The 22,848-nt window shown below is 71.4% G+C and carries 26 protein-coding genes; 13 read left to right on the top strand and 13 right to left on the bottom strand.

The features are described from left to right. Nucleotides 1–101: 101 nt before the first annotated feature. From BM085_RS19525 to BM085_RS19515, 3 genes are all read right to left on the bottom strand, one after another. Complete coding sequence (locus BM085_RS19525; protein ID WP_093888382.1) at nucleotides 102–935, bottom strand: ATP-grasp domain-containing protein; 834 nt, start codon at nucleotides 933–935, stop codon at nucleotides 102–104. A gap of 638 nt (nucleotides 936–1,573) precedes the next feature. Next, nucleotides 1,574–2,098, bottom strand: coding sequence for an ATP-binding protein (locus BM085_RS19520; protein WP_177245170.1), 525 nt, complete (start codon nucleotides 2,096–2,098; stop codon nucleotides 1,574–1,576). Continuing rightward, on the bottom strand, nucleotides 2,095–2,403 hold the full coding sequence (locus BM085_RS19515) for a hypothetical protein (RefSeq protein WP_245789446.1): 309 nt from the start codon (nucleotides 2,401–2,403) through the stop codon (nucleotides 2,095–2,097). The genes BM085_RS19520 and BM085_RS19515 overlap by 4 nt, the downstream gene beginning before the upstream one ends. A gap of 124 nt (nucleotides 2,404–2,527) precedes the next feature. On the opposite strand from BM085_RS19515, the gene BM085_RS19510 reads away from it, so the two are divergent. Then, nucleotides 2,528–3,385 carry a helix-turn-helix domain-containing protein gene (locus BM085_RS19510; RefSeq protein ID WP_093888380.1) on the top strand — a complete coding sequence of 286 codons (858 nt, stop codon included), beginning with the start codon at nucleotides 2,528–2,530 and terminating at the stop codon, nucleotides 3,383–3,385. Nucleotides 3,386–3,408: 23 nt separating this feature from the next. Next, entirely contained in the window at nucleotides 3,409–3,621 is a 213-nt protein-coding gene (locus BM085_RS19505) for a DUF397 domain-containing protein (protein ID WP_086576061.1), read from the top strand. Nucleotides 3,622–3,638: 17 nt separating this feature from the next. On the opposite strand, the gene BM085_RS43180 is transcribed toward BM085_RS19505, so the two are convergent. Next, the gene (locus tag BM085_RS43180) at nucleotides 3,639–3,797 is read right to left on the bottom strand and encodes a hypothetical protein (RefSeq protein ID WP_245789444.1); all 159 of its coding nucleotides are present in this window, start codon (nucleotides 3,795–3,797) and stop codon (nucleotides 3,639–3,641) included. 75 nt (nucleotides 3,798–3,872) lie between these two features. Between BM085_RS43180 and BM085_RS19500 the strand changes: the two genes are divergently transcribed. Continuing rightward, entirely contained in the window at nucleotides 3,873–4,202 is a 330-nt protein-coding gene (locus BM085_RS19500) for a type II toxin-antitoxin system Phd/YefM family antitoxin (RefSeq protein WP_093888379.1), read from the top strand. Between the two features lie 54 nt (nucleotides 4,203–4,256). Then, nucleotides 4,257–4,625, top strand: a complete 369-nt coding sequence (locus BM085_RS43175; RefSeq protein WP_143120986.1) for a hypothetical protein — start codon at nucleotides 4,257–4,259, stop codon at nucleotides 4,623–4,625. A gap of 45 nt (nucleotides 4,626–4,670) precedes the next feature. Here BM085_RS43175 and BM085_RS19490 read toward each other — a convergent pair whose 3' ends face one another. Together BM085_RS19490 and BM085_RS19485 are read right to left on the bottom strand one after the other, a co-directional pair. Further along, on the bottom strand, nucleotides 4,671–5,576 hold the full coding sequence (locus BM085_RS19490; RefSeq protein ID WP_093888377.1) for an SDR family oxidoreductase: 906 nt from the start codon (nucleotides 5,574–5,576) through the stop codon (nucleotides 4,671–4,673). Between the two features lie 95 nt (nucleotides 5,577–5,671). Continuing rightward, nucleotides 5,672–6,427 (bottom strand): SDR family oxidoreductase, encoded by a 756-nt coding sequence (locus BM085_RS19485; RefSeq protein ID WP_093888376.1) that lies wholly within the window; start codon nucleotides 6,425–6,427, stop codon nucleotides 5,672–5,674. Between the two features lie 77 nt (nucleotides 6,428–6,504). Between BM085_RS19485 and BM085_RS19480 the strand changes: the two genes are divergently transcribed. From BM085_RS19480 to BM085_RS19465, 4 genes are all read left to right on the top strand, one after another. Then, the gene (locus tag BM085_RS19480; RefSeq protein ID WP_093888375.1) at nucleotides 6,505–7,272 is read left to right on the top strand and encodes an enoyl-CoA hydratase family protein; all 768 of its coding nucleotides are present in this window, start codon (nucleotides 6,505–6,507) and stop codon (nucleotides 7,270–7,272) included. Next, on the top strand, nucleotides 7,269–8,129 hold the full coding sequence (locus tag BM085_RS19475; protein WP_093888374.1) for a CoA transferase subunit A: 861 nt from the start codon (nucleotides 7,269–7,271) through the stop codon (nucleotides 8,127–8,129). The genes BM085_RS19480 and BM085_RS19475 overlap by 4 nt, the downstream gene beginning before the upstream one ends. 67 nt (nucleotides 8,130–8,196) lie before the next feature. Then, the gene (locus tag BM085_RS19470) at nucleotides 8,197–9,030 is read left to right on the top strand and encodes a CoA-transferase subunit beta (protein WP_245789442.1); all 834 of its coding nucleotides are present in this window, start codon (nucleotides 8,197–8,199) and stop codon (nucleotides 9,028–9,030) included. After that, the gene (locus BM085_RS19465; protein ID WP_245789440.1) at nucleotides 9,027–10,142 is read left to right on the top strand and encodes an NAD(P)H-dependent flavin oxidoreductase; all 1,116 of its coding nucleotides are present in this window, start codon (nucleotides 9,027–9,029) and stop codon (nucleotides 10,140–10,142) included. Before BM085_RS19470 ends, BM085_RS19465 begins: the two co-directional genes overlap by 4 nt. Before the next feature lie 150 nt (nucleotides 10,143–10,292). On the opposite strand, the gene BM085_RS19460 is transcribed toward BM085_RS19465, so the two are convergent. The 4 genes from BM085_RS19460 to BM085_RS19445 form a co-directional block, all read right to left on the bottom strand. Continuing rightward, nucleotides 10,293–11,804: a glycoside hydrolase family 3 protein gene (locus BM085_RS19460; protein ID WP_093888373.1), complete on the bottom strand. Its 1,512-nt coding sequence runs from the start codon at nucleotides 11,802–11,804 to the stop codon at nucleotides 10,293–10,295. 237 nt (nucleotides 11,805–12,041) lie between these two features. Further along, the gene (locus tag BM085_RS19455) at nucleotides 12,042–12,617 is read right to left on the bottom strand and encodes an NADPH-dependent FMN reductase (protein ID WP_093888372.1); all 576 of its coding nucleotides are present in this window, start codon (nucleotides 12,615–12,617) and stop codon (nucleotides 12,042–12,044) included. Continuing rightward, nucleotides 12,614–13,951, bottom strand: coding sequence for a DHA2 family efflux MFS transporter permease subunit (locus BM085_RS19450; RefSeq protein WP_093888371.1), 1,338 nt, complete (start codon nucleotides 13,949–13,951; stop codon nucleotides 12,614–12,616). The genes BM085_RS19455 and BM085_RS19450 overlap by 4 nt, the downstream gene beginning before the upstream one ends. Then, nucleotides 13,948–14,895: a zinc-binding dehydrogenase gene (locus BM085_RS19445; RefSeq protein ID WP_093888370.1), complete on the bottom strand. Its 948-nt coding sequence runs from the start codon at nucleotides 14,893–14,895 to the stop codon at nucleotides 13,948–13,950. The genes BM085_RS19450 and BM085_RS19445 overlap by 4 nt, the downstream gene beginning before the upstream one ends. Before the next feature lie 88 nt (nucleotides 14,896–14,983). On the opposite strand from BM085_RS19445, the gene BM085_RS19440 reads away from it, so the two are divergent. Further along, complete coding sequence (locus BM085_RS19440) at nucleotides 14,984–15,655, top strand: TetR/AcrR family transcriptional regulator (protein WP_093888369.1); 672 nt, start codon at nucleotides 14,984–14,986, stop codon at nucleotides 15,653–15,655. A gap of 107 nt (nucleotides 15,656–15,762) precedes the next feature. Here the strand turns inward: BM085_RS19440 and BM085_RS19435 are convergent, their stop codons facing one another. Next, nucleotides 15,763–16,914, bottom strand: coding sequence for an acetyl-CoA C-acetyltransferase (locus tag BM085_RS19435; RefSeq protein WP_093888368.1), 1,152 nt, complete (start codon nucleotides 16,912–16,914; stop codon nucleotides 15,763–15,765). 121 nt (nucleotides 16,915–17,035) lie between these two features. Here BM085_RS19435 and BM085_RS19430 point away from each other — a divergent pair, with 121 nt between their 5' ends. Together BM085_RS19430 and BM085_RS19425 are read left to right on the top strand one after the other, a co-directional pair. Further along, nucleotides 17,036–17,725, top strand: a complete 690-nt coding sequence (locus BM085_RS19430; RefSeq protein WP_031172180.1) for a TetR/AcrR family transcriptional regulator — start codon at nucleotides 17,036–17,038, stop codon at nucleotides 17,723–17,725. Nucleotides 17,726–17,846: 121 nt separating this feature from the next. Further along, nucleotides 17,847–18,530 (top strand): DNA alkylation repair protein, encoded by a 684-nt coding sequence (locus BM085_RS19425; RefSeq protein ID WP_093888367.1) that lies wholly within the window; start codon nucleotides 17,847–17,849, stop codon nucleotides 18,528–18,530. 168 nt (nucleotides 18,531–18,698) lie between these two features. On the opposite strand, the gene BM085_RS19420 is transcribed toward BM085_RS19425, so the two are convergent. After that, a complete protein-coding gene (locus BM085_RS19420) occupies nucleotides 18,699–19,574 on the bottom strand; it encodes a chitosanase (RefSeq protein ID WP_093888366.1) in 876 nt (291 codons plus the stop codon). A gap of 241 nt (nucleotides 19,575–19,815) precedes the next feature. Beyond that, nucleotides 19,816–20,541: a TetR/AcrR family transcriptional regulator C-terminal domain-containing protein gene (locus BM085_RS19415; protein ID WP_093888365.1), complete on the bottom strand. Its 726-nt coding sequence runs from the start codon at nucleotides 20,539–20,541 to the stop codon at nucleotides 19,816–19,818. A 118-nt stretch (nucleotides 20,542–20,659) separates the two neighbouring features. Here BM085_RS19415 and BM085_RS19410 point away from each other — a divergent pair, with 118 nt between their 5' ends. Continuing rightward, nucleotides 20,660–21,253, top strand: coding sequence for an NADPH-dependent FMN reductase (locus BM085_RS19410; protein ID WP_093888364.1), 594 nt, complete (start codon nucleotides 20,660–20,662; stop codon nucleotides 21,251–21,253). Nucleotides 21,254–21,260: 7 nt separating this feature from the next. Continuing rightward, entirely contained in the window at nucleotides 21,261–22,811 is a 1,551-nt protein-coding gene (locus BM085_RS19405) for an MDR family MFS transporter (protein ID WP_093888363.1), read from the top strand. Nucleotides 22,812–22,848 lie beyond the last annotated feature (37 nt).

The raw sequence follows: 22,848 nt of genomic DNA, 5'->3' as shown, positions 1-22,848 counted from the left end.
ATCCGTGTGCCGTAGGTGACGGCACATCCGCGTGCCGTACGGCGCCGCACGCGGGTGGTCTCCGGCGGGCGGCTCCGGCCGGTCGTATGGTGACCCTGCGGTCAGAGCGCTTCGGCCAGCGCGCGGGCCAGGTTGGCCGCCGCGTCGGGGGCGTAACGCAGGAACAGGTAGGGCTCGGTGAGCTCCAGCTCGATCAGGACCGGGCTGCCGTCGGGGAGGCGGACCAGGTCGACACGGGCGTAGAGCACGCCGGGGAACTCGGCGAGCACCTGCTCGGCCAGCGCGACCTGGTCCGGGTCGGGGGTGCGGAGCTCGCCGTGGCCGTCCCCCTCCCCCGGCGCGGTGGCGGTGCCGGCCAGCATCGGGTTGCGCCGGATGGCGTGGCTGAACCGGCCGCCGAAGTAGAGCAGCGAGGTCTCCCCCTCGGTCTCGACCATGTCCAGGTAGGGCTGGATCATCGCGGTCCGCCCCTCGGCGGCCAGCCGGGCGGCGTGGGCCTCGGCCTCCCCCCGGTCCCCGGTCCTGATCGTGTCGCGGGCCCCGGCCGACACCGTGGGCTTGACCACGTACTCGTCGAGGACCGGGAAGTCCACGGCCTCGCCCGGGCCGACCCAGTAGGTGGGGATGGCCGGTGCCTTCAGATCCCGCAGGTAGGTCTTGTCGGTGTTGCGCTCCAGCACGGCGGCCGGGTTGAGCAGCCGGGTGACGGACTCGACCCGGCGGGCCCAGTCGAGGAACTCCGCCCGCCGGTCCACGTAGTCCCAGACGCTGCGGACCACGACCGCGTCGAACGCGGCCCAGTCGACCTCGGGGTCGTCCCAGCGCACGACATGTCCGGTGACCCCGGCCCCGGCCCAGGCGGCGAGGGCGGCCTCCTGCTCGTCGTCGACCCCGTCCGGGTCGGCAAAGGTCACGTAGGCTGCGGAAACGCTCATGGAATGCCTCTTATGTCAGTACCAACTGAATAGGAGGGACCTTACACAAGGTGCATACCTAGACATTAACCACATCCTGCGGATCGTCAGTGCAGGCGTTACGGGGCCGCACGGATGAGCGGTCCTGAACCACCCACCAGCCCTCACCGCGCTTTTGACCTTCCACCCCGTACGGCATCGCACGGATGCGCGGTCCTGACCCCCCACCGGCCCTCGCCGCGCTTTTGACCTTCCCCGTACGGCATCGCACGGAGGAGCGGTCCTGGGCCGGAGCGGGTTTGAACGGTGCCGCCGCCACCGCCCGGCGCGCGCTGCGGCGGGCGGGTGTTCCGGCCGGCCGTCTCAGTCACCGTCTCGTGGTTCAGGCCTCCGGCCTGGCGGGCGCGATGGTTGCGGGCTTTTATACGCCGGCCGGAACACCCGCCCACCTCCGCGCCTCTCTGCTCCGCCGTACGGCGTGCGGGCCGTAGCCGCTCCCTTTCCGGCCGCCCGGCGGGCTCGGTGACGCTGAAGCGATCGCGGCGGGGCCGTTCGGAGTGGCCACCGTTGCTGACGCGTCACTGCCGGAAGGAGCGCAGGGCCGGCCGCCGTAGGGGGACGGCCGCGATCGTTCGCCGGGAACGTGTCGCCGGAGTGCCTCAGCGGCACGCGCTTCCCGGCAGGCGGCCTTCGGCGGGCGCGGACGTGCCCGACGTGGCGTCGGCCAGGTGGAACCAGACCGCGTTGCCCGCCTCGTCGTCGTGGTGCGTGCCCCACCCGGCCGCCATCACCTCCACCAGGAACAGACCGCGCCCGCCGTCGCTGTCGGCGTTGGCGGCGTGGATGAAGGGAACGCTCGTCGCGGACCCGTCGTCGATCACCTCGACGTGGACCAGGCCGCCGCCGACGCCCAGGCAGACCATCACCGAGCCGCCGGGCGCGCGTCCCGAGTCGGAGTGGACGACGGCGTTGGTGACCACCTCGCTCAGCAGCAGCACCACGTCGTCGAGGACGGCGTCGGCGATCCTCCCGGACAGCAGGTCGCGCACCCACAGACGTGCCGTGGACACCGAGTACGGCGTGCCGGGGAACTCCGCGTGGCCGAGCAGCCGCAGGGCGCCCCATCGGGTGGAGGTCGCTCGCTGACGTTCGTGCCGGCAGACGGTCCGCTGAGACCCGCTCATGCGATCACCGCCGAGACGATGACGTCGGCCGCGTTGTCCGCCTCGGCCCATATCCACTGGCCCGGCCGCCACAGCCGCGCCCACCAGGGGCGCCAGGTGAAGGCCCATCCGCAGGCACGGCGGATGACCGTGATGCGGGTGCGGGTCTCACCCGCCGACATGATCTCCAGGACCGGCCGCCCGCCGACGGGCACCGCCAGCGAGGTACGGACGCCGAGACCTCGCAGATCCAGGCCGAGCCGCACCAGGTGGATGAACCCCGCTTCTCGCGAGTCGTGCTTTCGTATCGGCGTTGGTATCACCACTCCCCCTTCGTAATCATTCGGCTACACTCCGTGGAAGCTACCGCAGGCCGCATCTCTTTGGTAGTTACCTCAGGAAGTTTCCATCGGCAGTTTCCAAACCCGAGAGCCGAAAGAAGGTACGGCCATGGCCGCCGACACGAGCCCCACCGTGCGTAGACGCCGATTGGCTTCGGAGCTGCGACGGCTGCGCATCGAGCACGGGCTGTCCATGCAGGAAGTCGCCGAGCGCATGGATCTCACGGCGGCCTCCATCAGCCGGATGGAGACCGGCCGCAGGGGCATCCGGCCGAGAGACCTCCGCGCGTTCCTGGACATGTACGGCGTTGTCGAGACTGGCCGGGAACCGCTGCTGGCTCTGGCCAAGGAGGCGCGGCAGCGGGGATGGTGGCAGAACTACGGAGACGTGCTGCCAGGCGAGTACGCGACGCTCATCGGGCTGGAAGCCGAAGCCGCATCCACAAGGACCTACCAGCAGACACTGGTTCCCGGACTGCTGCAGACCGCAGAGTACGCACGATCGGTGATTGCGGCCTCACGTCCCGGAGACGCTCCGGAAGACGTCGAACGCAGGGCCTCCGTACGAATGGAGCGTCAAAAACGACTCACAGGTCAAGATCCGTTGGAACTGTCCGTCATTCTTGGCGAAGGGGTGGTACATCAGCACGTGGGAACAGCTCAGATCACAGCCGACCAGTTCCACCATCTCGCCGAAGCCAACCGGCGCCCTAACGTCATGATTCAGATACTCCCCTACCGAGCCGGGGCGCATCCGGCGATGACGGGATCGTTCACCATCGTGGGGTTTCCGGCCCCGAGCGACTTGGACGTCATCTACCTGGAGAACATGTCCAGCGGCTTGTATCTGGAGGATGCCGCAGATGTTCGACGGTACGTGACGGTGTTCGATTACCTCCGAGCAGCGGCCCTCAGCCCGGCGGACACCACAGCTATGCTGATGGACGCGTCGAAGAATCTGTCGTGAGTGTCCATTGGAAGGAAACCGCGATGTCCGACCCGGTAGACCTGACGAACGCCGTGTGGCGCAAGAGCTCGCGCAGCGGAGGCAACGGGGACTGCGTAGAAGTCGCAGACATGGACGATGTGGTAGCCGTCCGGGATTCCAAAGACCCCGGCGGGCCCAAGCTCGTCTTCTCCTCGGCGGACTGGGCCGCCTTCCTCGGCCGGGTGAAGGCCGGAGACTTCGACACGCGCCCCTGATCGCCGGAGAGGGCCCGTCACCCCCGTCCGGGGTGCGGTGCCCGTGCGTCCAGCGCCGCGCCCGCCGTCCGCAGCGGGTTCCCGATCTCACGGTACGGGACGCCGCCGATCAACGCCGTGCCCGCAAGGGGATGGTCGAGCCCGAGGATCAGTCGCATCGTCGTCGCTCGGCTCACGACACGAGAGACAACTTGTACAAGTATCCGTACAACTCTTGCGTCAGTCACTGTAGGTAGTGTTAACCTCACAGCATGACGAAGTTCGTACGCGTCGAGCCCATCTCATCGGCCCGCGCCCAGCTCAGCGAGACCGTCGCCCGCATCGGCGAGCAGGGCGTCCAGGCCGAGCCGGTCGTCATCGGCCGTCGATATAAGCCCGAGGCCGTTCTCATCAGTTTTGAGCTTTACGAAAAGCTCGCGGACCTCATCGACGAGATCCGACTTGCCCCACTGATCCGGGAGCGCCTCGCCAAGGCGGCGACAGACCAGGACCTGAGCCTCGAAGAAGTCGCCGAATCGCTCGGAATCGACATCGAGGAGCCGGCGCCCCCAGCCTCACAAGAGCGCGGGTCGGCCGCATGACGCAAAACCAAAACATCAACTCCGAAGAGTAGTTGCCTCGCTACTTTTCGACATATGTCCCCTCGTGAACGAACCTTCGACGCACGCCTGAGACCAGAGGTCCACGACGACCTCAAGAACCTTCCGACGCATCGCCTCCAAAAGATCGCGATTCTCCGCATTCAGAATCTTGTCTACGGCGACGAACGCGGAACGGAACTCATGGGTACGGCCGACCCCGATCTCACCGGGTGCCGCCGCCTCTATTTCGATGAGATCCCCAGGCTCGCACGCTGGCGCATCGTCTACCGCGAACTTCCCGCTGCCCGTCCGGGCGCGCTTCCGGTGATCCAGGTGCTGGCCGTCGGCCCACGCGCTCAGATGGACGTCTACGAGCGGGCGGCGCTCCGCCTCGGACTGCTCGATCCGGAGGACATGAGCTGAGCGCTCGCCTCTCACCGAAGGCCGCTCCTGCGGTCCGGTCGGTGACTACGCTCCGTAGACCGGCTCGGGGTCGGCCGCCTCGCTCAGGAGTTTCGCGACCGCCTCGCCGATCTCGGCGGGTTCCCAGCGGGCGCCCCTGTCCACGCGGGGGCCGTGCCGCCAGCCGTCGGCGAGCGAGACGACACCCCCTTCGACCTCGAACACCCGCCCCGTGACGTGGGCGGAGGCGGCCGAGCCGAGCCAGGCCACCAGCGGCGCCACGTTGGCCGGGTCCATGGCGTCGAACCCGCCCTCGGGCCTGGCCATCGTCGCGGCGAAGACCTCCTCGGTCATCCGGGTCCGCGCGGCCGGGGCGATCGCGTTCACCGTGACGCCGTAGCGGCCGAGCTCGGCGGCGGCCACCTGGGTGAGGGCCGCGATGCCCGCCTTGGCCGCGGCGTAGTTGCCCTGTCCGACGCTGCCGAGCAGTCCGGCGCCGGAGGAGGTGTTGATCACGCGGGCGTCGACGGGCCCGTCCGCCTTCGCCCGCTCCCGCCAGTGCGCCCCGGCGTGCCGCAGCGGCAGGAAGTGGCCCTTGAGGTGGACCCGGATCACCTCGTCCCACTCCTGCTCGGTCATCGAGACGAGCATCCGGTCACGGAGGAACCCGGCGTTGTTCACCAGCACGTCCAGCCGCCCGTAGGCGCTCAGCGCCACCTTGACCAGCCGCTCCGCGCCCTCCCAGTCGGCGACGTCGTCGCTGTTGGCCACCGCCCGGCCTCCCAGGTCGCGGATCTCCTCGACCACCTCCAGCGCGGGCCCGCCGGACCGGCCGTCTCCCCCGGGTCCGGTGCCGAGGTCGTTGACCACGACCTTCGCCCCCTGTTTGGCGAACTCCAGGGCGTGTTCCCGCCCGATGCCGCGCCCGGCCCCGGTCACGATCACCACACGTCCGTCGCAGATACCGCTCATCAAATCTCCTTGGGTGTGGAGACCCCGGGCGTCAGCCTCAGGGAGGGAGTCAAGCAGGTCCCTTTCGTCGTGATCATGCAGAGTTTTCCGGGAGTTCACCCGTCGTGTCCAGATGCGATCTCCCGCCAGGCGGGGATCTCGCCGCCGCCGTGCAGGAGGATCTCGGCCCCGGTCACGTAGCCGGGGGCGGCCAGCCACAGGCACGCCCCGGCCACGTCGCCGGGCAGGGCCATCCGGCCGGCGGGGATGGTGGCGCCCATCCGCCTGACCCCCTCGGGGCCGCCGTAGTGACCGGCCGCGCTCTCGGTCTCGGCGAGGCCGACGACCACCGTGTTGACGCGGACGCGCGGCGCCCACTCGGCGGCCAGGCAGGCGGCCAGATGGTGCAGGCCGGCCTTGGCCGCGCCGTAGGCGGAGGTGCCGGGCGAGGGGCGCGCGCCGCTCGAACTGCCGATCATGACGACCGAGCCGCCGGCCGCTTCCAGGAGCGGGTGGGCGCGCTGGGCGACCAGCAGCGGGGCGGTCAGGTTGAGTTCGACGATCCGGGCGTGCAGCCGCGGCGAGGTCCCGGCCAGCGGCGCGTACGGCGAGCCGCCCGCGTTGTTGACCACCGTGTCGAGCCGCCCGTGCCGCTCCTCGATCTCCCCGATCAGCCGGTCCACCTCCGCCGGGTCCCGCACGTCGGCGGCGACGAACCGGGCGCCCTCGGGCAGCGCCCGCGGCTCCTTGCGCGCGCACACGACCACCTGGGCCCCGGCGGCCAGGAAGGCCCCGGCGATCCCGGCGCCCAGCCCCTTGGTCCCGCCGGTCACCAGCACGACCGACCCGGCGTAGTCGTAGGAGATCCGCATGACGCCTCACCATCTTCCGCCCGGCCCGTCGCGTGCTACCGTACCAAGCAAGCGTTAGGTGCGAACAGTGAGGCGCGATGGGAATCACTCTGCACGGCGGCGGACCGGTCGCCGAGGTGGTCGTGGAGGTGCCCCCGGTCAACGCGTTGACCGTCTCGGGCTGGTTCGAGCTGGCACGTGCCGTGCGGGAGGCCGGGCACGACCCCGGCACCCGCGCCGTGGTGCTGCGCGCGGAGGGCCGGGGATTCAACGCCGGGGTGGACGTCAAGGAGATGCAGGCCACCCCCGGGCACGCCGCGCTGGTCGGGGCCAACCGGGGGTGCTTCGCGGCGTTCGCGGCGGTGTACGAGTGCGAGGTCCCCGTGATCGCCGCCGTGCACGGGTTCTGCCTGGGGGGCGGCGTCGGCCTGGCGGGCAACGCCGACATCGTCGTGGCCAGCGAGGACGCCTACTTCGGCCTGCCGGAGGTGGACCGCGGCGCGCTGGGCGCGGCCACCCATCTGGCCCGGCTGGTCCCCCAGCACCTGATGCGCGCCATGGTCTACACCTGCCGCAACGTCACCGCCGCCGAACTGCACGCCTTCGGCTCGGTGCTGGAGGTCGTCCCCCGCGACAAGCTGCGCGACGCCGCCTTCGAGGTCGCCTCCGTGATAGCCGGCAAGGACCCCTACGTCATCCGCCGGGCCAAGGAATCCTTGAACGGCATCGACCCGGTCGACGTCAGGCGCAGCTACCGGTTCGAGCAGGGCTTCACCTTCGAGCTCAACCTGATGGGCGCCGGCGACAGGCACCGCGAGGCGTTCGTCTCCGGGACGGACGGGACACCGGGCGAGGAGGGGCGATGACCGGCAAGGTGATGACGGTCGAGGAGGTCGTCGGGTCACTGCGGAGCGGCATGACGGTCGGGATCGGCGGCTGGGGCTCGCGGCGCAAGCCGATGGCCCTGGTCCGGGCGATCTGCCGCTCCCCGCTCGACGACCTGACGATCGTCTCCTACGGCGGCGCGGACGTCGGGCTGCTGTGCGCCCACGGCAAGGTCCGCAGGGTGATCGCGCCGTTCGTCACGCTCGACTCGATCCCTCTCGAACCGCACTTCCGGATCGCCCGGCAGAGCGCCGCCGTGGACTTCACCGAGTACGACGAGGGCATGTTCATGTTCGGCCTGCTCGCGGCCGCGCACCGGCTGCCGTTCCTGCCGACCCGCGCCGGCCTCGGCTCGGACGTGACGCGGGTCAACCCCGGCCTGCGGACCGTCCGCTCGCCCTACCCCGACGGCGAGGAGCTGATCGCGGTCCCCGCGCTGACCATGGACGTCGCCCTCGTCCACCTGAACCGGGCCGACCATCGCGGCAACGCCCAGTATCTGGGCCCCGACCCCTACTTCGACGACCTCTACGCCAAGGCGGCCGAGCGCTGCTACGTCTCCTGCGAGCGCCTGGTGGACACCGCCGACCTGCTCAAGGAGGGGCCGGTCCAGTCGCTGCTGATCAGCAGGTCCATGGTGACCGGCGTGGTGGAGACGCCCGGCGGCGCCCACTTCTCCAGCTGCGAGCCCGACTACGACCGCGACGAGACCTTCCAGCGGGCCTACGTGGCCGCGGCCTCCGATCCGGAGGCGTGGAAGGCGTTCCGGGAGCGCTACCTGTCCGGCGACGAGGCCGCCTACCAGGAGGCCGTACGGCTGTCGCGGGAGAGCGCGTGAGCGCCGGGCCACGGCCGCCGCGGCGCTCCGGCGCCGCGCACACGACATCGGATCTCAGGAGGGACCTGTGACGACGATCACCGCCACGCGCGCCGAGGTGTGCGTCGTCGCGTGCGCGGAGGCGTTCCGGGGGGACGGGGAGATCCTCGCCGCGGGCATCGGCGGCGCGATCACCGTGCTGGCCGCCCGGCTGGCCCGGCTCACGTTCGAGCCCGACCTGATCACCCACGACGGGACCTGCCTGCTGACCGGGGACGTGCCGCCGCTGGGCGGGACGCCCGAGGTGGTCGAGGGCTGGCTGCCGTTCCGGGACCATCTGTGGCTGGTGCTCAACGGCAGGAGGCACGTCATGCTGGGGGCCAGCCAGATCGACCGGTACGGCAACAGCAACATCTCCTGCATCGGCGACTGGGCCCGGCCCCGCTCCCAGCTCCTCGGCGTGCGGGGCGCGCCGGGCAACACCGTGTGCGACCCGACCAGCTACTGGATCCCCCGGCACTCGCCCCGGGTGTTCGTCCCGAGGGTGGACATGGTCAGCGGCGTCGGCCACGACCGCGCGGCCGAGGCGGGGCCGAGCGCCTACCGCCACCACGACCTGCGCCGGGTGGTCACCGACCTGGCGGTTCTGGACTTCGACAGCCCCGACCACTCGATGCGGCTGGCCTCGGTCCACCCGGGGGTCACCGTGGCGGAGGTCGTGGACAGGACCGGCTTCCCGCTCGCCGTGCCGGACACGGTGCCCCAGACCCGGATGCCGACCGCCGAGGAGCTCCGTATCCTCCGCGAGGTCCTCGATCCCGGCTCCCTGCGCGAGCGCGAGGTCCCCGACCCCGGCCCAAGCACCCCCGGGGCTCCCGGCCCCGACGCCGGTCGCCGGTCCGGCCGGGAGACCCCGGCATGACCTCCGGCCCGGAACCGGCCGCCTCCGCCGGCGCCCCGGACCCGTCCGACGCCCCCGCTGCCGCCTCGCCGCCCACCCTGGCCACCCGGCTGACCGAGCTGGTCGGCTGCAGGTATCCCGTCGTGCAGACCGGGATGGGATACGTGGCCGGGGCACGGCTGGCCGCGGCCACCTCCGGCGCGGGCGGGCTGGGGATCATCGCGGCGGCCACGATGACGGTCGAGCAGATGACGGGCGCGATCCGCGCGGTCAAGGAGCGGACGGACGCCCCCTTCGGGGTGAACATCCGCTCCGACGCCGACGACGCCCGCGAGCGGATCGACGTCATGATCCGTGAGGGGGTCCGGGTCGCGTCGTTCGCGCTGGCTCCCAAACAGGAGCTCATCGCCCGGCTGAAGGACGCCGGGGTGGTGACCATCCCCTCGGTCGGCGCGCGCAGGCACGCCGAGAAGGTCGCCGCCTGGGGGGTGGACGCGGTGATCGTGCAGGGCGGCGAGGGCGGCGGGCACACCGGTGCGGTCCCGACCACGGTGCTGCTCCCCCAGGTCGTGGACGCGGTGGACATCCCGGTGATCGCGGCGGGCGGCTTCTTCGACGGGCGCGGGCTGGTCGCCGCCCTGTCGTACGGCGCCTGCGGGATCGCGATGGGCACCCGTTTCCTGCTGACCTCCGACTCCACGGTCGGCGACCAGGTGAAGGAGGTCTACCTCGGCATGTCCGACACCGTGGTCACCACCCGGGTGGACGGCGTCCCGCACCGCGTCCTGCGCACCCCCTTCGTCGACTCCCTCGAACGCTCCCGCCTGCGCCTGCTCCGCGCGGTCGCCAACGGAGCCCGGTTCAGGCGGCTGTCGGGCATGTCCTGGGCCGGGATGGTGCGCGAGGGCCGCCGGATGAGACACGGCCGCGACCTGACCTGGGCCCAGGTCCTGCAGGCCGCCAACACCCCGATGCTGCTGCGTGCCGCCATGGTGGACGGGCGCGCGGACCTCGGCGTCATGGCCTCGGGACAGGTCGTCGGACTGATCGACGACCTGCCGAGCTGCGCGGAGCTGATCGGCCGGATCATGTCCGAGGCGCACGCCGTACTGGACCGCCTGCCGCGTCCGTGACCGGGCCGGGGATCGCCTTTACGAAGTATGTCTGTTTTTTGGATGAATCAACCCGTTTTAGGAGTACTGACCCGCGACCGCCTGCCCCGGCCCGCCGTGACGGGCCCTCCCGCCGCCAGGCGCGGCCGGCCGGCGCGGGCCGTACGGACGTCAGAGCCGGAGGTCCCCGGCGAGGATCTCGGCGGCGGCCTGACCGCAGACCTTGGCCGACCCGTGGGTGGCGATATGGACGGCGCCGAGGTCGGAGCGGCCGGGCAGGCCCATCTCGACCACGACGGCGTCCGGCCGGGCGGCCAGGAGGTGGTTCAGGGCGTCCGTCTGCCAGGGGTGGCGGTGGGCGTCGCGGACGACGGCGACCAGGGGGCGGTCCACCGCGGAGGCGAGCACGGACTCGACCGCCCCGCCGGTGGCGGTCGAGACGCTCAGGCGGGTCACCGTGGTGCCGGGCAGGAGCTTGCCGAGCGGCTCGCCGACACCCCAGGGGGTGTCCTTCTCGATGGCGAGGTTCATCTCCGGGGCGAGCTCGACCACGTGGGGCGGGGCGGGCAGCGGGAGCACCGCCGACGCGGAGCGGCGGGTGATCCGCAGGGCGCGCCGGGCGGCGGCCAGGCCGATCGGGACGTCATCGGGGCGGGCGGGCGCGGAGCGGCGGACGTGCCCCGTGGACGCGCCCCACAGAGCCAGCTCGCAGACCCGGCGGGCCGCGTCGGCCAGCCGCTCCTCGGGGAGCCACCCCTCGATCACGGCGTCCACGATGGCGTCGCGGACCGCGAGGGCGGTGTGCTCGTCGGCGTGCTCTCCGCCCACGCAGATCGCGTCGGCGCCCCCGGCGATGGCCCGCGCCGAGGCGCCGCCGATGCCGTAGGGGCCGGAGACGGCCGCCATCTCGATGCCGTCGGTGACGATGACGCCGTCGAAGCCCAGCTCGACCCGGAGCAGGTCGTGCAGCACCCGGCCGCTGAGCGTGGCGGGCATCGCGTCATCGAAGGCGGGGACCAGCAGGTGACCGGTCATGACCGTGCGCACGCCCTCGGCGATGGCCGCGCGGAAGGGCCGCAGCGCCACCTCGTGGAGCTCCTCGGCGGTGGCCGCGACCAGCGGGACGCCGTGGTGGGAGTCGACGGAGGTGTCACCGTGACCGGGGAAGTGCTTGGCGCAGGCGGCGACGCCGGAGGACTGCAGGCCCCGGACCCAGGCGGCGGTGTGCCGGGAGACCAGGTCGGGGTCGGCACCGAAGGAACGCAGACCGATGACCGGATTGTCCGGGTTGGAGTTGACATCCGCCGAGGGGGCGAAGTCGAGGTTGATCCCCGCCGCGGCGAGGTCGCGGCCGAGGTCCCTGGCGATCTCCTCGGTGAGGTCGAGGTCGTCGACGACACCGAGGGCGAAGCTGCCCGGCCGGGTGCTCCCGGCCGCCGCCTCCAGACGGGTGACCTCCCCCGACTCCTCGTCGATGCCGACGAGGACCTGCGGGTTCTCCGCGCGGAGCGCGGCCGTCAGGTCGGCGACCTGGGACGGGGTCGCGATGTTCCGGGAGAAGAGCACCACCCCGGTCAGGCCGTCGGCGAGACGCCGACGGATCCAGTCAGGCGGAGACTTTCCCTCGAACCCCGGAAGAACTACCGTGTCCGCCAGACGAAGCAGCTCTGGGCCGCGCTCCATGCACCCTCCTCGCCTGACGGCCGGCCGGCCTCACCGGCCGAAGACACGCAGACAAACTGTTGTTCCGGCACCCCCGTGAAAGCGCTCTCAGAGGCTTGGGCGCCAATCTAATAGGAAACTTTCCTAATTGCTAGTGGGCTGACCATGGGGGTTTGACTCCAGGTTTACACATCAGAGTCGTTCATGGAACAGGAGAATCCCGACGGGGCCGGAACCCCCGGCCGGGAGAGGCCCTCGTCACGATGCCGGGACGGCCTCGCTCCGCAGTGCCTTCATCGCGCCCGCCCAGGGGATGAGCTGGTCGAGCATGGCGGTGAGCCTGCCCGCCTGGTGGGAGGCCGGGCGGACGACGCTGAAGTGCTCGAAGTCGGCGGCCAGCGTCAGCGCGACCTGGCTGCTCACGACGGCGATCTGGAGCTCGCCCAGCACCAGGCGCAGGTGCTCGACCGCCCGGGTGCCGCCGACGGAGCCGTAGCCGACGAAACCGGCCGCCTTGTTGGCCCATTCGGCGTGCAGGAAGTCGATGGCGTTCTTGAGCGCGCCGGAGATCGAGCGGTTGTACTCGGGGGTCACGAACACGTAGGCGTCGAAGGAGGCGATCTTCTCGGCCCAGGCCATGGTGTGCGGATGCTCGTACTGTCCCATCGCGGGCGGCATCGGCTCATCCAGGTGCGGCAGGTCGTAGTCCCTGAGGTCCACGATCTCGAACACGGCGTCGTCGCGCCGGGTGGCGAGGTCGTGGACCCAGCGGGCCACGCCTTCGCCGTTGCGGCCCGGGCGGGTGCTGCCGATGACGATTGCTACTTTGATCATGATTTGCCTCTTCTTTCCCAGGAGGGGAGGAACACGGTCCCGGCCAGGCCGAGTGCGGTGAGGACGAGCATCCAGGTCAGGGCGTCGCCGAAGCCGCTCGTCTGGAGGATGGCGGCCATCAGCGCCGTGCCGGTGGCGGCTCCGACGCGCTGAACGACATTGGAGGCGCTGGTGGCGCCGGGGATGGCCGCGGGACTCAGCGTCCGGTAGATGGCCACGCTGATGGGCAGGCCGGCGACGCCGAACCCGACGCCCCGGACGAACAGCGCCGCGCCCAGCAGCGGCGGATCGACGGTCAGCAGGAACGGGATCGTGCCCACGACGGCGACAGCCAGCCCGGCGACCGCGAGCGGGCGGGGCGGCACGCGGTCGGCGTAGCGGCCGACCAGCAGGGCGGCCAGGCCGAGGCCGACGCTCTGCGGGACGAGCGCGAGCCCGGCGTCGAACGCCGACAATCCGCGGGACTGCTGGAAGTACAGCGGCAGAAGGAACATCGGACCCCAGGTGGTGACGCCGATGACGAACATCATCACCGTCCCGCCCCGGAAGGAGCGGTCGGCGAACAGTCGCAGGTCCAGCAGGCCCGCTCCGGCACGGCGGAGCGAGCGCACGACGAACACGGCCAGCAGCGCCGCCCCCGCCACCGCGATCACCGGCGCCCCGCCCTCGGTCAGGGCGTACAGCAGGGCGACCAGTCCGGCCGGCAGCAGGACCAGCCCGCCGAGGTCAAGTCGCCGGTCGGCGCGTTCCTCTTCGCGGGGGAACCACCGCCAGGTCATGACCATGGAGACCAGGACGATCGGCACGTTGACGAAGAAGATCCACCGCCAGCCCCAGCCGTCGATCAGCAGACCGCCCAGGATCGGCCCGGAGATCGGCGCGAGCTGGCCGACGAGCCCGACGACGCCCATCACCCGGCCCAGGCGGTCCGGTCCCGCGGCGCGGGCCAGGGTGAGCTGCGTCAACGGCAGGATCATGCCGCCGCCCAGTCCCTGCAGCGCCCGGAAGCCGACCAGGGAGCCCGCCGACCAGGCGAGGCCGGACAGCACCGACCCGAGCAGGAACAGCCCCAGCGCGGCCAGCCACATCGCACGGGCGCCGAACCGGCCGACCGACCAGCCCACCAGCGGGATCACCGCGGTCATCGCCAGCACGTACGCGGTGGTGACCCACTGGATCGTCGAAACCGGCGCGGCCAGCTCCCGTCCCAGGCCGTCGAGGGCCACCGCGACGATCGTGGTGTCGAGCAGCGCCGCGATCGCGCCGATCAGCAGCGTCGCGGCCAGCGGGACGATGCTCCCGTCCGGCGCCCTCGTCACGGTCGGCGCGCTCATGGGATCAGCAGGGTCTTGCCGGTGGTGGCCCGCGCCTCGATCGCGCGGTGCGCCTCGGCGGCCTCGTGCAGGGGGTAGGTCTGACCGATGGTCGGGCGGAGCCGACCGGCCGCCGCGAGGGCGAGCGCCTCCTCGGTGAACGCGCGGATCTCGGCGGCGCTCGGCACCCCGCCGTCGGGGACGGCCCGCACGTGGCCGGCGGGCTCGGTCCAGGAGCCGGAGGCCATGCCGTACACGCTTGCCCTGCCGCCCGGCCGTACGGCCAGCATGCCCTGCGCGCCGACCTCGCCGCCCACGCCGTCGAAGACCAGGTCGACGCCCCCGCTCAGCTCGGCGACCTCGCGCTCCCAGCCGGACCGCGAATAGTCGACGTAGGCGACCGCGCCCAGGGAGAGGACGAGCCCGCCCTTGCCCGCGCCGCGCGCGGCGCCGATCACCCTGGCGCCCGAGGCCGCGGCGAGTTGCACCAGCAGGCTGCCCACGCCACCCCCGGCCGCCTCCACCAGCACCCACTCGCCCGCCCCCACCTCGGCCCGCCGGTGCAGCAGCACGGCGGTACGGCCGTCGGCGAGCAGCGCCACCGCGTCGCGCAACTTCACGCCCGCCGGGACGGGGACGGCGTCCTCGGTCCGGGCCACGGCGAGTTCGGCGTAACCGCCGGTGCCGCCCGTCGTCGCCACCACGACCGTGCCCACCAGTGCCGGGTCGACGCCGGGGCCGACGGCGACGACCCGGCCGCCGACGCCGTTGCCCGGGACGCGCGGCAGCGGTGGCCGCTGCTTGGCCGCGGGACCGCGCCCGGCCCGCACCTGCGTCTCCATGAAGGTGATCCCGGCGTACTCGACCGCCACCAGCACCTGGCCGGCCTCCGGCACCGGGTCCGCCACCTGCCGGACCTGGAGAACGTCGGGCCCGCCGAACCGGTCCATCGTCACAGCACGCATGTCCGCACCTTCTCTCAAAAAGGAGCGAGTCGCTCCGCTATGAAAGTTATACCGGAGCGATTCGCTCCGCAACTGGTAGGATGCGGGCATGAGCGACGGCAGGAAGCGCGGCAGGAGGCAGGCCGAGGCGGAACGCAACGACCACGCGCTGCTCCGGGCCGCCCGGGAGGTGCTCGCCGCCGACGGCGCCCACGCCTCGGTGGCGGCGATCGCCGCCCGGGCCGGGGTCGGGATCGGCAGCCTCTACCGCCGCTACCGCACCAAGGAGGAGCTCTTCCAGCGCCTGTCGGAACTGTCCCTCGACCAGTGGAACGAGGCCGCGGAGGCGGGGCTCGCCCACGAGGACCCGTGGGCCGGGCTGGCCGGCTTCGTCACCGCCTGCGTCGAGTTCGGCCAGGGGTCCCTGGCCCCGATCGCGGGGACCATCGACGTCACCCCGGAGATGTGGGCCAAGAGCGCGCGCGGCGACGAGCTCCTGGCCGCGATCGTCGCCCGAGCCCGTGGAGCGGGGGTCCTGCGGCCGGAGATCACCCCCACGGACGTCTCCCTCCTGATCGAGCAGCTCGGCTCCTCGCCGATGCTCGATCAGATCCGCAAGCAGGGCCGCGAGGATCTCGTCGAGGCCGCCGTGGCCGCCCGGCGGCGCCTCATCGCCATCACCCTGGACGGCCTGCGCGCCGTCCACCGCGGACCGCTGCCCGGCCCGCCGCCCGGCGAGCACCTCTTCACCGAACGCTGGAGGCGCGACTCCCCCGCCTGAACGGCACCCGGCGGCGGCCCGGACGCCCCCGGAGACTCGGGGACCGGGGCACCGGCGGCCGGTCCGAGATCACGCCCGCCAGGCGCCCACCCGCGCCGGGCGCCCTCTCAGAGCCGTTCGATGATCGTCACGTTGGCCTGGCCGCCGCCCTCGCACATCGTCTGCAGGCCGTACCGGCCGCCGGTCCGCTCCAGCTCGTGCAGGAGAGAGGTCATCAACCGGGCGCCGGTCGCGCCGAGCGGGTGGCCGAGGGCGATGGCGCCGCCGTTGGGGTTGACCCTGGCGGGGTCGGCGCCGGTCTCCTTCAGCCAGGCCAGCACAACGGAGGCGAACGCCTCGTTGATCTCGACGGTGTCGATGTCGCCGATCGACATGCCCGTCCTGCGGAACGCGTGCGCGGTGGCGGGGATGGGGGCGGAGAGCATCATGATCGGGTCGTCCCCGCGGACGGACATGTGGTGGACGCGGGCGCGCGGGGTCAGGCCATGGGTCCGGACCGCCTCCTCGGAGGCGATGAGCAGGGCGGCGGCGGCGTCGGAGATCTGGGAGGAGACCGCGGCGGTGAGGCGTCCGCCGTCGACCAGGGTCCTGAGCGCGGCCATCTTCTCCGGCGTGGTGTCGCGGCGCGGGCCCTCATCGGTGGTGACGCCCTCGTAGGGGGCGATCTCGGCGGCGAACCGGCCCTCGTCGATGGCGCGCAGCGCCCGCCGATGGGACTCGTAGGCGAACTCCTCCATGTCGGCGCGCGATATGCCCCACCTGGCGGCGATCATCTCGGCGCCGCGGAACTGCGACACCTCCTGCCCGCCGTACCGGGCCTGCCAGCCCTTGGATCCCGCGAACGGGCCGTCGAAGCCGAGGGCCTGCCCGGCGGTCATGGCGTAGGCGATCGGGACCCGGCTCATGCTCTGCACTCCACCGGCCACGACCAGGTCGGACGTGCCCGACAGCACGGCCTGGGCGGCGAAGTGGACCGCCTGCTGGGAGGAGCCGCACTGGCGGTCGATCGTGACGCCGGGCACCTCCTGCGGCAGTCCGGCGGCCAGCCAGCAGGTGCGGGCGATGTCGCCGGCCTGCGGGCCGACGGTGTCCACGCAGCCGAACACGACGTCGTCCACCGCCGAGGGGTCCACGCCGGTGCGCCGGACGAGCTCCCCGATGGCGTGGGCGCCCAGGTCCGCCGGATGGGCGTCGGCGAGACCGCCGTTCCTGCGGCCCACGGGAGTCCGGACGGCGCCGACGATGTATGCCTCAGCCATTGCGTGTCCCTTCGATATGAGCCAGTCTCAAATGTAGCAAGCGCTTGGTTACATTCAAAGGCGGGGATGAGCTGGCGTGTTCAGGTGAACAAGCGATTGCGCAAGGGCTCATAATGAGGGTGTGAACACGCGAAAGAACTCCGGCGGCGCGACCAGCACCCCGGTCAAGCGCCAGGGGACGACGAAGCGCACGGCCTCATCGGGCCCCGCCTCCGAGCGCCGCGACCACCTCGTCAAGCTCGCCGCCGAGCTTTTCGCCCGCAAGGGCTTTCAGGCCACCACCGTCCGCGAGATCGCGGAGGAGGCGGGCATCCTGTCCGGGAGTCTCTACCACCACTTCGACTCCAAGGAGACGATCGTCGACGAGGTGCTGACCACCTTCCTCGACGACCTCGTCGGCCGCTACCGCGCCGCGCTGGAGCAGGAGGGCGAGCCCCGCGCAATCCTTTCAGAGATGGTGCGCATCGGGTTCAGCACCCTCGAACCGCACCGCGCGGCGATCACCGTCATGCAGAACGACTGGAACTACCTGCGTTCCCTGCCCGGCGACCGTTTCGACTACCTGGTCAAGGCCGAGGACGAGGTCGAGCGCATGTGGGTCGAGCAGATCAAGCTCGGCCAGGCCGTGGGCCAGTTCCGCGCCGACGTGGATCCCAAGCTCACCTACCGCATGATCCGTGACACCATCTGGGTCGCGGTCCGCTGGTTCCGCCCGGGCGGCCGACTCAACACCACCGGTCTCGCCGAGCACTACATCACCGTCCTGTTCGACGGCCTGGCGACCGGCGAGCGGAGCAGCCACAGCGCTTGACGCGCACGGGTGAGGCGTCGTGAGCGGGCGACGGGCGCCGCGAGCGGCCCCGACGCGGTGAGCGCGGTGGCCGGCGAGGAACGAGGCGTCCGCGCAGCGGACGAGGAGTGGTGAGCGAGCAATGGACACACTGCACGAGGCCGTGCGAGGCGCGCTCACCGAGGTGGCCGACGCCGCCAAGGCACCGGCGATGCGGGCCTACATGAAGTCGGAGATGCCCTTCCTCGGCGTCCAGGCCGGGCCTCGCCGTACGGCGCTGCGGAAGGTCTTCGCCGGGCACCCGATCGACGGCGCGCCCGAGTGGCGCAGGACGGTGCTGTCACTGTGGCGGGACGCCGAATACCGCGAGGAGCGCTACGCGGCGATCGAGCTGACCGGCTACCGGCTCTACCGGGGCTTCCAGACCCTGTACGCACTCCCCATGTATGAGGAGATGATCGTCTCCGGGGCGTGGTGGGACTATGTCGACGAGCTCGCCGTCCACCGCGTCGGCGGCCTGCTGTCGGCCTTCCCCGACACCATGCGCCCGCTCATGCTGGAGTGGGCCCGAGGCGACGACCTGTGGAAGCGCCGCACCTCCATCCTCTGCCAGAACAGGTTCAGGTCCGCCACCGACACCGGCCTGCTCTACGCCTGCATCGAGCCGAGCCTGTCCGACATCGACTTCTTCGCCCGCAAGGCGATCGGCTGGGCCCTGCGCGAGTACGCCAAGACCAATCCCCGGGAGGTCGTCCGCTATGTCGACCACATGGGCATCACCGGGCTGAGCCGCCGTGAGGCCCTGAAGAACCTGCCGGCCGGATAGCTCCGGACGCCGGGCGGGCGCGCGTCCGCCAGGGCCGGGTGCCCGCCGGGACCGCATGTCCCCCGGGACCGTGTGCCCGCCGGGGCGGGAGTCGCCGGGCTTCTCGGTCGCCGGAGGTCGGCGGAGTCCGGCGGACGGGTGGAGCCGCGCCCGCCCGCCGGGATCTCGCTAGCCGATCGTGTAGGGGTCGCCGTAGACCTTCCAGGACAGCGGGGTGTTCAGGTCGAGGTTGCCCTTGTTGAGGAAGACCCGCTGCGCGGTGTCGACCCGGCTGGTGTCCTCGTGCGCCTCCTCGGCCTTCATCGCGACCTTGCGGGCGTCGAGGAAGGCGTGCAGGTACTTCACCTCGTCGCCGCCCTGCGCGGGCGGCTTGGCCTTCTTGAGGGCGTTCCTGCGGATCGCGCTGAAGCTCTCCGAGTCGCCCCCGTCGCCGTGCATGACGATGGCGTCGTAGTAGGCGAACTGCCCCAGGGCGCGCAGGCCGTCCTTCTTGGCCTGCTGGACCGCCGGGTTGAAGTAGACCCGGTCGCGCTCGTCGTTCTGCGCCTGCTGGAAGACCGTGTCCTTGGCGGCGGCGGCCCAGTCCTTGGTGTAGTTCGGGTCCAGGCCCTTGTGGGAGTCGGTGCCGTCGACCTTGCGCAGGGCGGGCAGATACTTGGCGAGCACGTTTCCGGGCTTGCGCTCGGCGTAGAGCTCGACGAGATCCAGCATGTCCCCGGTTCCCGAGCAGAAGCCGATGATCCCGGCGGTGTAGCCGCGCCCGTCGTCGATGTCCTCGATGTACTTGTACTGCGCCTTCCAGTTCAGGGAGGAGTTCTCCGCGCTGGAGACGAGCTGCATCGCGATGTCCTTCTTGCGCGGGTCGGTGAGGTCGGCGGCGGCGGCCGTCACCGGCTCCTGCGAGGACGCGGACAGGCGCGGCGCCGGCGCGGCCGCGTGTCCGGGGGCCGCGAAGAGGACCAGGGCCGGTGCGGCGGCGACGACCGGGGTGAGGAGGAGCCGCAGGGTCCGGCGGCCGGAGCGCGGATCTGACGAGATGGGCACGTGTCTCTCCAGAGGGGGGACCGGAGGCGAGAGAACCTCGCCCGCTCGTTAGGAAACTTTCCTAACGAACTTAACCGCCGATATGCCCCGCCCGTCAACCCGTTCCCCTTAAACGGGGGTGTTCTCCCGAAGGCGGCCCGAGCCCCGGGCGGCGCGCCGGCACCCGGGTCACGGCTCCACGTCGCCGGCGCGCACGTCCCCCACGGCGCGGCGAGCACGGCCGCGGATCCACGCGAACCTCTCAGATGCCCAGTTCGGCGGCGATGCCGTCGAGGACGTAGGTGAGGCCGCTTTCGAACTGCCACCGCGTGTCGTCCTTGCGGGTGGCGGTGCGCAGATAGCGCTGGAAGGTGGGGTAGCGGCCGGTCCGCATGTGCCAGGTCATCTGTGGAGCCAGTTCGGAGCGCAACTCGCCGCCGTCAGACCATCCATGCTCGCGCAGGAGGTTGAGCACGGCGCTTTCGTAGTTCAAGGCGCCGGCGACGTAGGCGTCCACGGCACGGAAGACGCTCATCATCGCGTCGGCGTCCAGGCCGAGGCCGTCCAGGGCCGACAGGGCCTGTTCGGCCACGGCCATCCTGTTGGGCGTGAGCGAGAGCCTGGCCTGCGGGGAGAGCTGAGCCAGCCACAGGTGCCGCAGCATCAGGTCACGGGTGCCCAGCGCCAGGGCACGCATGGTCTCGCGCCACCCGAGACCGTCCGGGAGGCGCAGATCGGCATAGACGTGGTCGACCATCAGCTCCAGGACGTCGTCCTTGCCGGCCACATAGCGGTAGGGCGCCATGGGGGCGACGCCCAGTTCGGAGGCCAGGCGGCGCATGGTGATGGCCTCCAGGCCCTCGGCGTCGGCGACCGCGGCCGCGGCCGCGGCGATGCGCTGCGGAGAGAGGGTCTGGCGTGGGGTGGGGCTTGGACGCTCCAGGCGCTCCCACAGGGATTCGCGTGGCTTGTCTTCCTCGGTGGCCATGGTTTCGCTCCTCCGGCTTGCCGTGTGTACAACGTATCAACAGTAGACAATGTACACATCAATATGTACGTTGTATCTCGCCAGATACGTTGTACACAAACGAAGGAACGCGCCCCTCATGAACGACAACCACCTGAAGATCGCGGTCCTCCTGGGCAGCACCCGCGACGGCCGCTTCGGCCCCGCCGTGGCGAACTGGGTCATGGACCACCTGGCCCAGCGCCACGACATGGAAGCCGACCTGATCGACCTGATCGAAACCCCGCTGCCGACGGTCTTCCCCGTACTCGGTCAGCCGCCCGCCTCCCAGGAGGCCAGAGACCTGCTGGCCGCGGTCTCACCTCGCATGGCGGCGGCCGACGCCTTCGTCATCGTGACCCCCGAGTACAACCACAGCTTCCCCGCCGCGCTGAAGAACGCCATCGACTGGCACGGCACCGAATGGCATGCCAAGCCTGTCGCCTTCGTCTCCTACGGCGCCTTCTCGGCCGGGCTGCGCGCGGTCGAGCACCTGCGTCTGGTGCTGGCCGAACTGCACGCCGTCACCATCCGCGACAGCGTCGGCCTGCAGCACCCGTGGGCCCAGTTCGACGGTGACGGCAAGGCCGTGGACCCGGCCGCCGACGCCGCGGCCAAGGTCATGCTGGACAGGCTCGCCTGGTGGGCGCACTCGCTGCGCGAGGCCAGGATCACCCGCCCCTACGCCGCCTGAACCCGCCATGACCCACCACGGACCAGACGGCCGCCGTCTGCCGTACCTCGCGGTGTTCGGCCTGCTGCTCGGCATGTTCCTGGCCATGCTGGACGGCCTGATCGTGGGCACCGCGCTGCCCACGATCGTGGGCGACCTCGGCGGCCTGGACCGCCTGCCATGGGTGGTGACCGCCTACATGCTCGCCGGCGCGGCCACCACCCCCATCTGGGGCAAACTCGGCGACCTGTACGGCCGCAAGGCCACCTTCATCACCGCGATCGCGCTCTTCCAGGTCGGCTCGCTGCTGTCAGGCGTGTCCCAGGACATGAGCCAGCTCATCGCCTTCCGCGCGGTACAGGGCCTCGGCGCGGGCGGGCTGATGGTCGGCGCGCTGGCCATCATCGGCGTGCTCGTAGCACCACGCCACAGCGGCCGCCTGCAGTCGATGATCGGCGTCATCATGCCGATCGCCTACATCGGCGGCCCTCTCGTGGGCGGCCTGCTCACCGACCACCTGAGCTGGCGCTGGACCTTCTACGTCAACCTGCCCCTCGGCGCCGTCGCCCTCCTGATCATCGCCACCCGCATCCATCTGCCACCCGCCGAACGTGTCAGAGCCCGCATCGACTACGGCGGGGCGGCCCTGCTCACCACGGCCATCGTGGCCCTGACCCTGCTGGCCGGCTGGGGCGGGAGCACCTACTCCTGGGCCTCACCCCAGATCCTCACCCTGACCGCCGTCGGCGTCTTCAGCCTGGCCGGATTCGTGGCCGTCGAACGGCGGACCATCGAACCGATCATCCCGCCCCGCCTGTTCCACGACCGCGACTTCACCCTCGCCCAGATCCTCAGCTTCCTGGTCGGCGCGGTCATGCTCAGCGTGACCAACTACCTGCCGCAGTACATGCAGTTCGTCCAAGGAGCCTCACCGGCCGCCAGCGGCATGCTGCTGCTGCCCCTGATGTTCGGCATGCTCGGCGCGCAACTGCTCACCGGCCGTCTCATCAGCGGCAACGGCCGCTACCGCGTCTATCCGATTCTCGGCGGCGCACTCATGATCGCGGGCGCTCTCGCCCTGCTGCTGCTCGACGTCGACACCGCGCCGGTGACGGCCTCGGCGCTCGGCCTGGTCATCGGGGCCGGCATGGGCCTGGTGATGCAGAGCACGACGCTGATCACGATGAACAGCGCCGACCCCCGTGACATGGGCGCCGCCAGCGGGACGGTCACCCTGCTGCGCACCATCGGCGGGTCCCTGGGCATCGCGCTGCTGGGCGGCTTGTACGCGGTCCGCATGCGGGACGGCCTCAGCGCGCACCTCGGCCCGGCGGCGGCCGACCAGCTGACCGTAGGGGGCGACCTCACGCCCGGGCTACTGCCGGGCCTGCCCGCTCAGGCGGGCGACGCCGTCCGGGAGGCCGTCACCGGCGGTCTGCACGGCGTCCTCATCGGTGCCGCCGTCCTCGCGGTGATCGCCTTCGCGGTCTCCTGGCTCATCCGCGAGGTCCCGCTCCGCGACGGCCCCCCGGTACAGGCCGGCCCCGAACCCGACACCCACGCCGCCGCGACCGGGTGAACGCCCCGGGCGATCCGGTGAACACCCCGCTCGAGGC

This window comes from Streptosporangium canum, assembly GCF_900113865.1.
Classification (GTDB): domain Bacteria; phylum Actinomycetota; class Actinomycetes; order Streptosporangiales; family Streptosporangiaceae; genus Streptosporangium; species Streptosporangium canum.
Note: the sequence above shows the minus strand (reverse complement) of the source record. Positions and strands in the feature narration are given on the sequence as shown.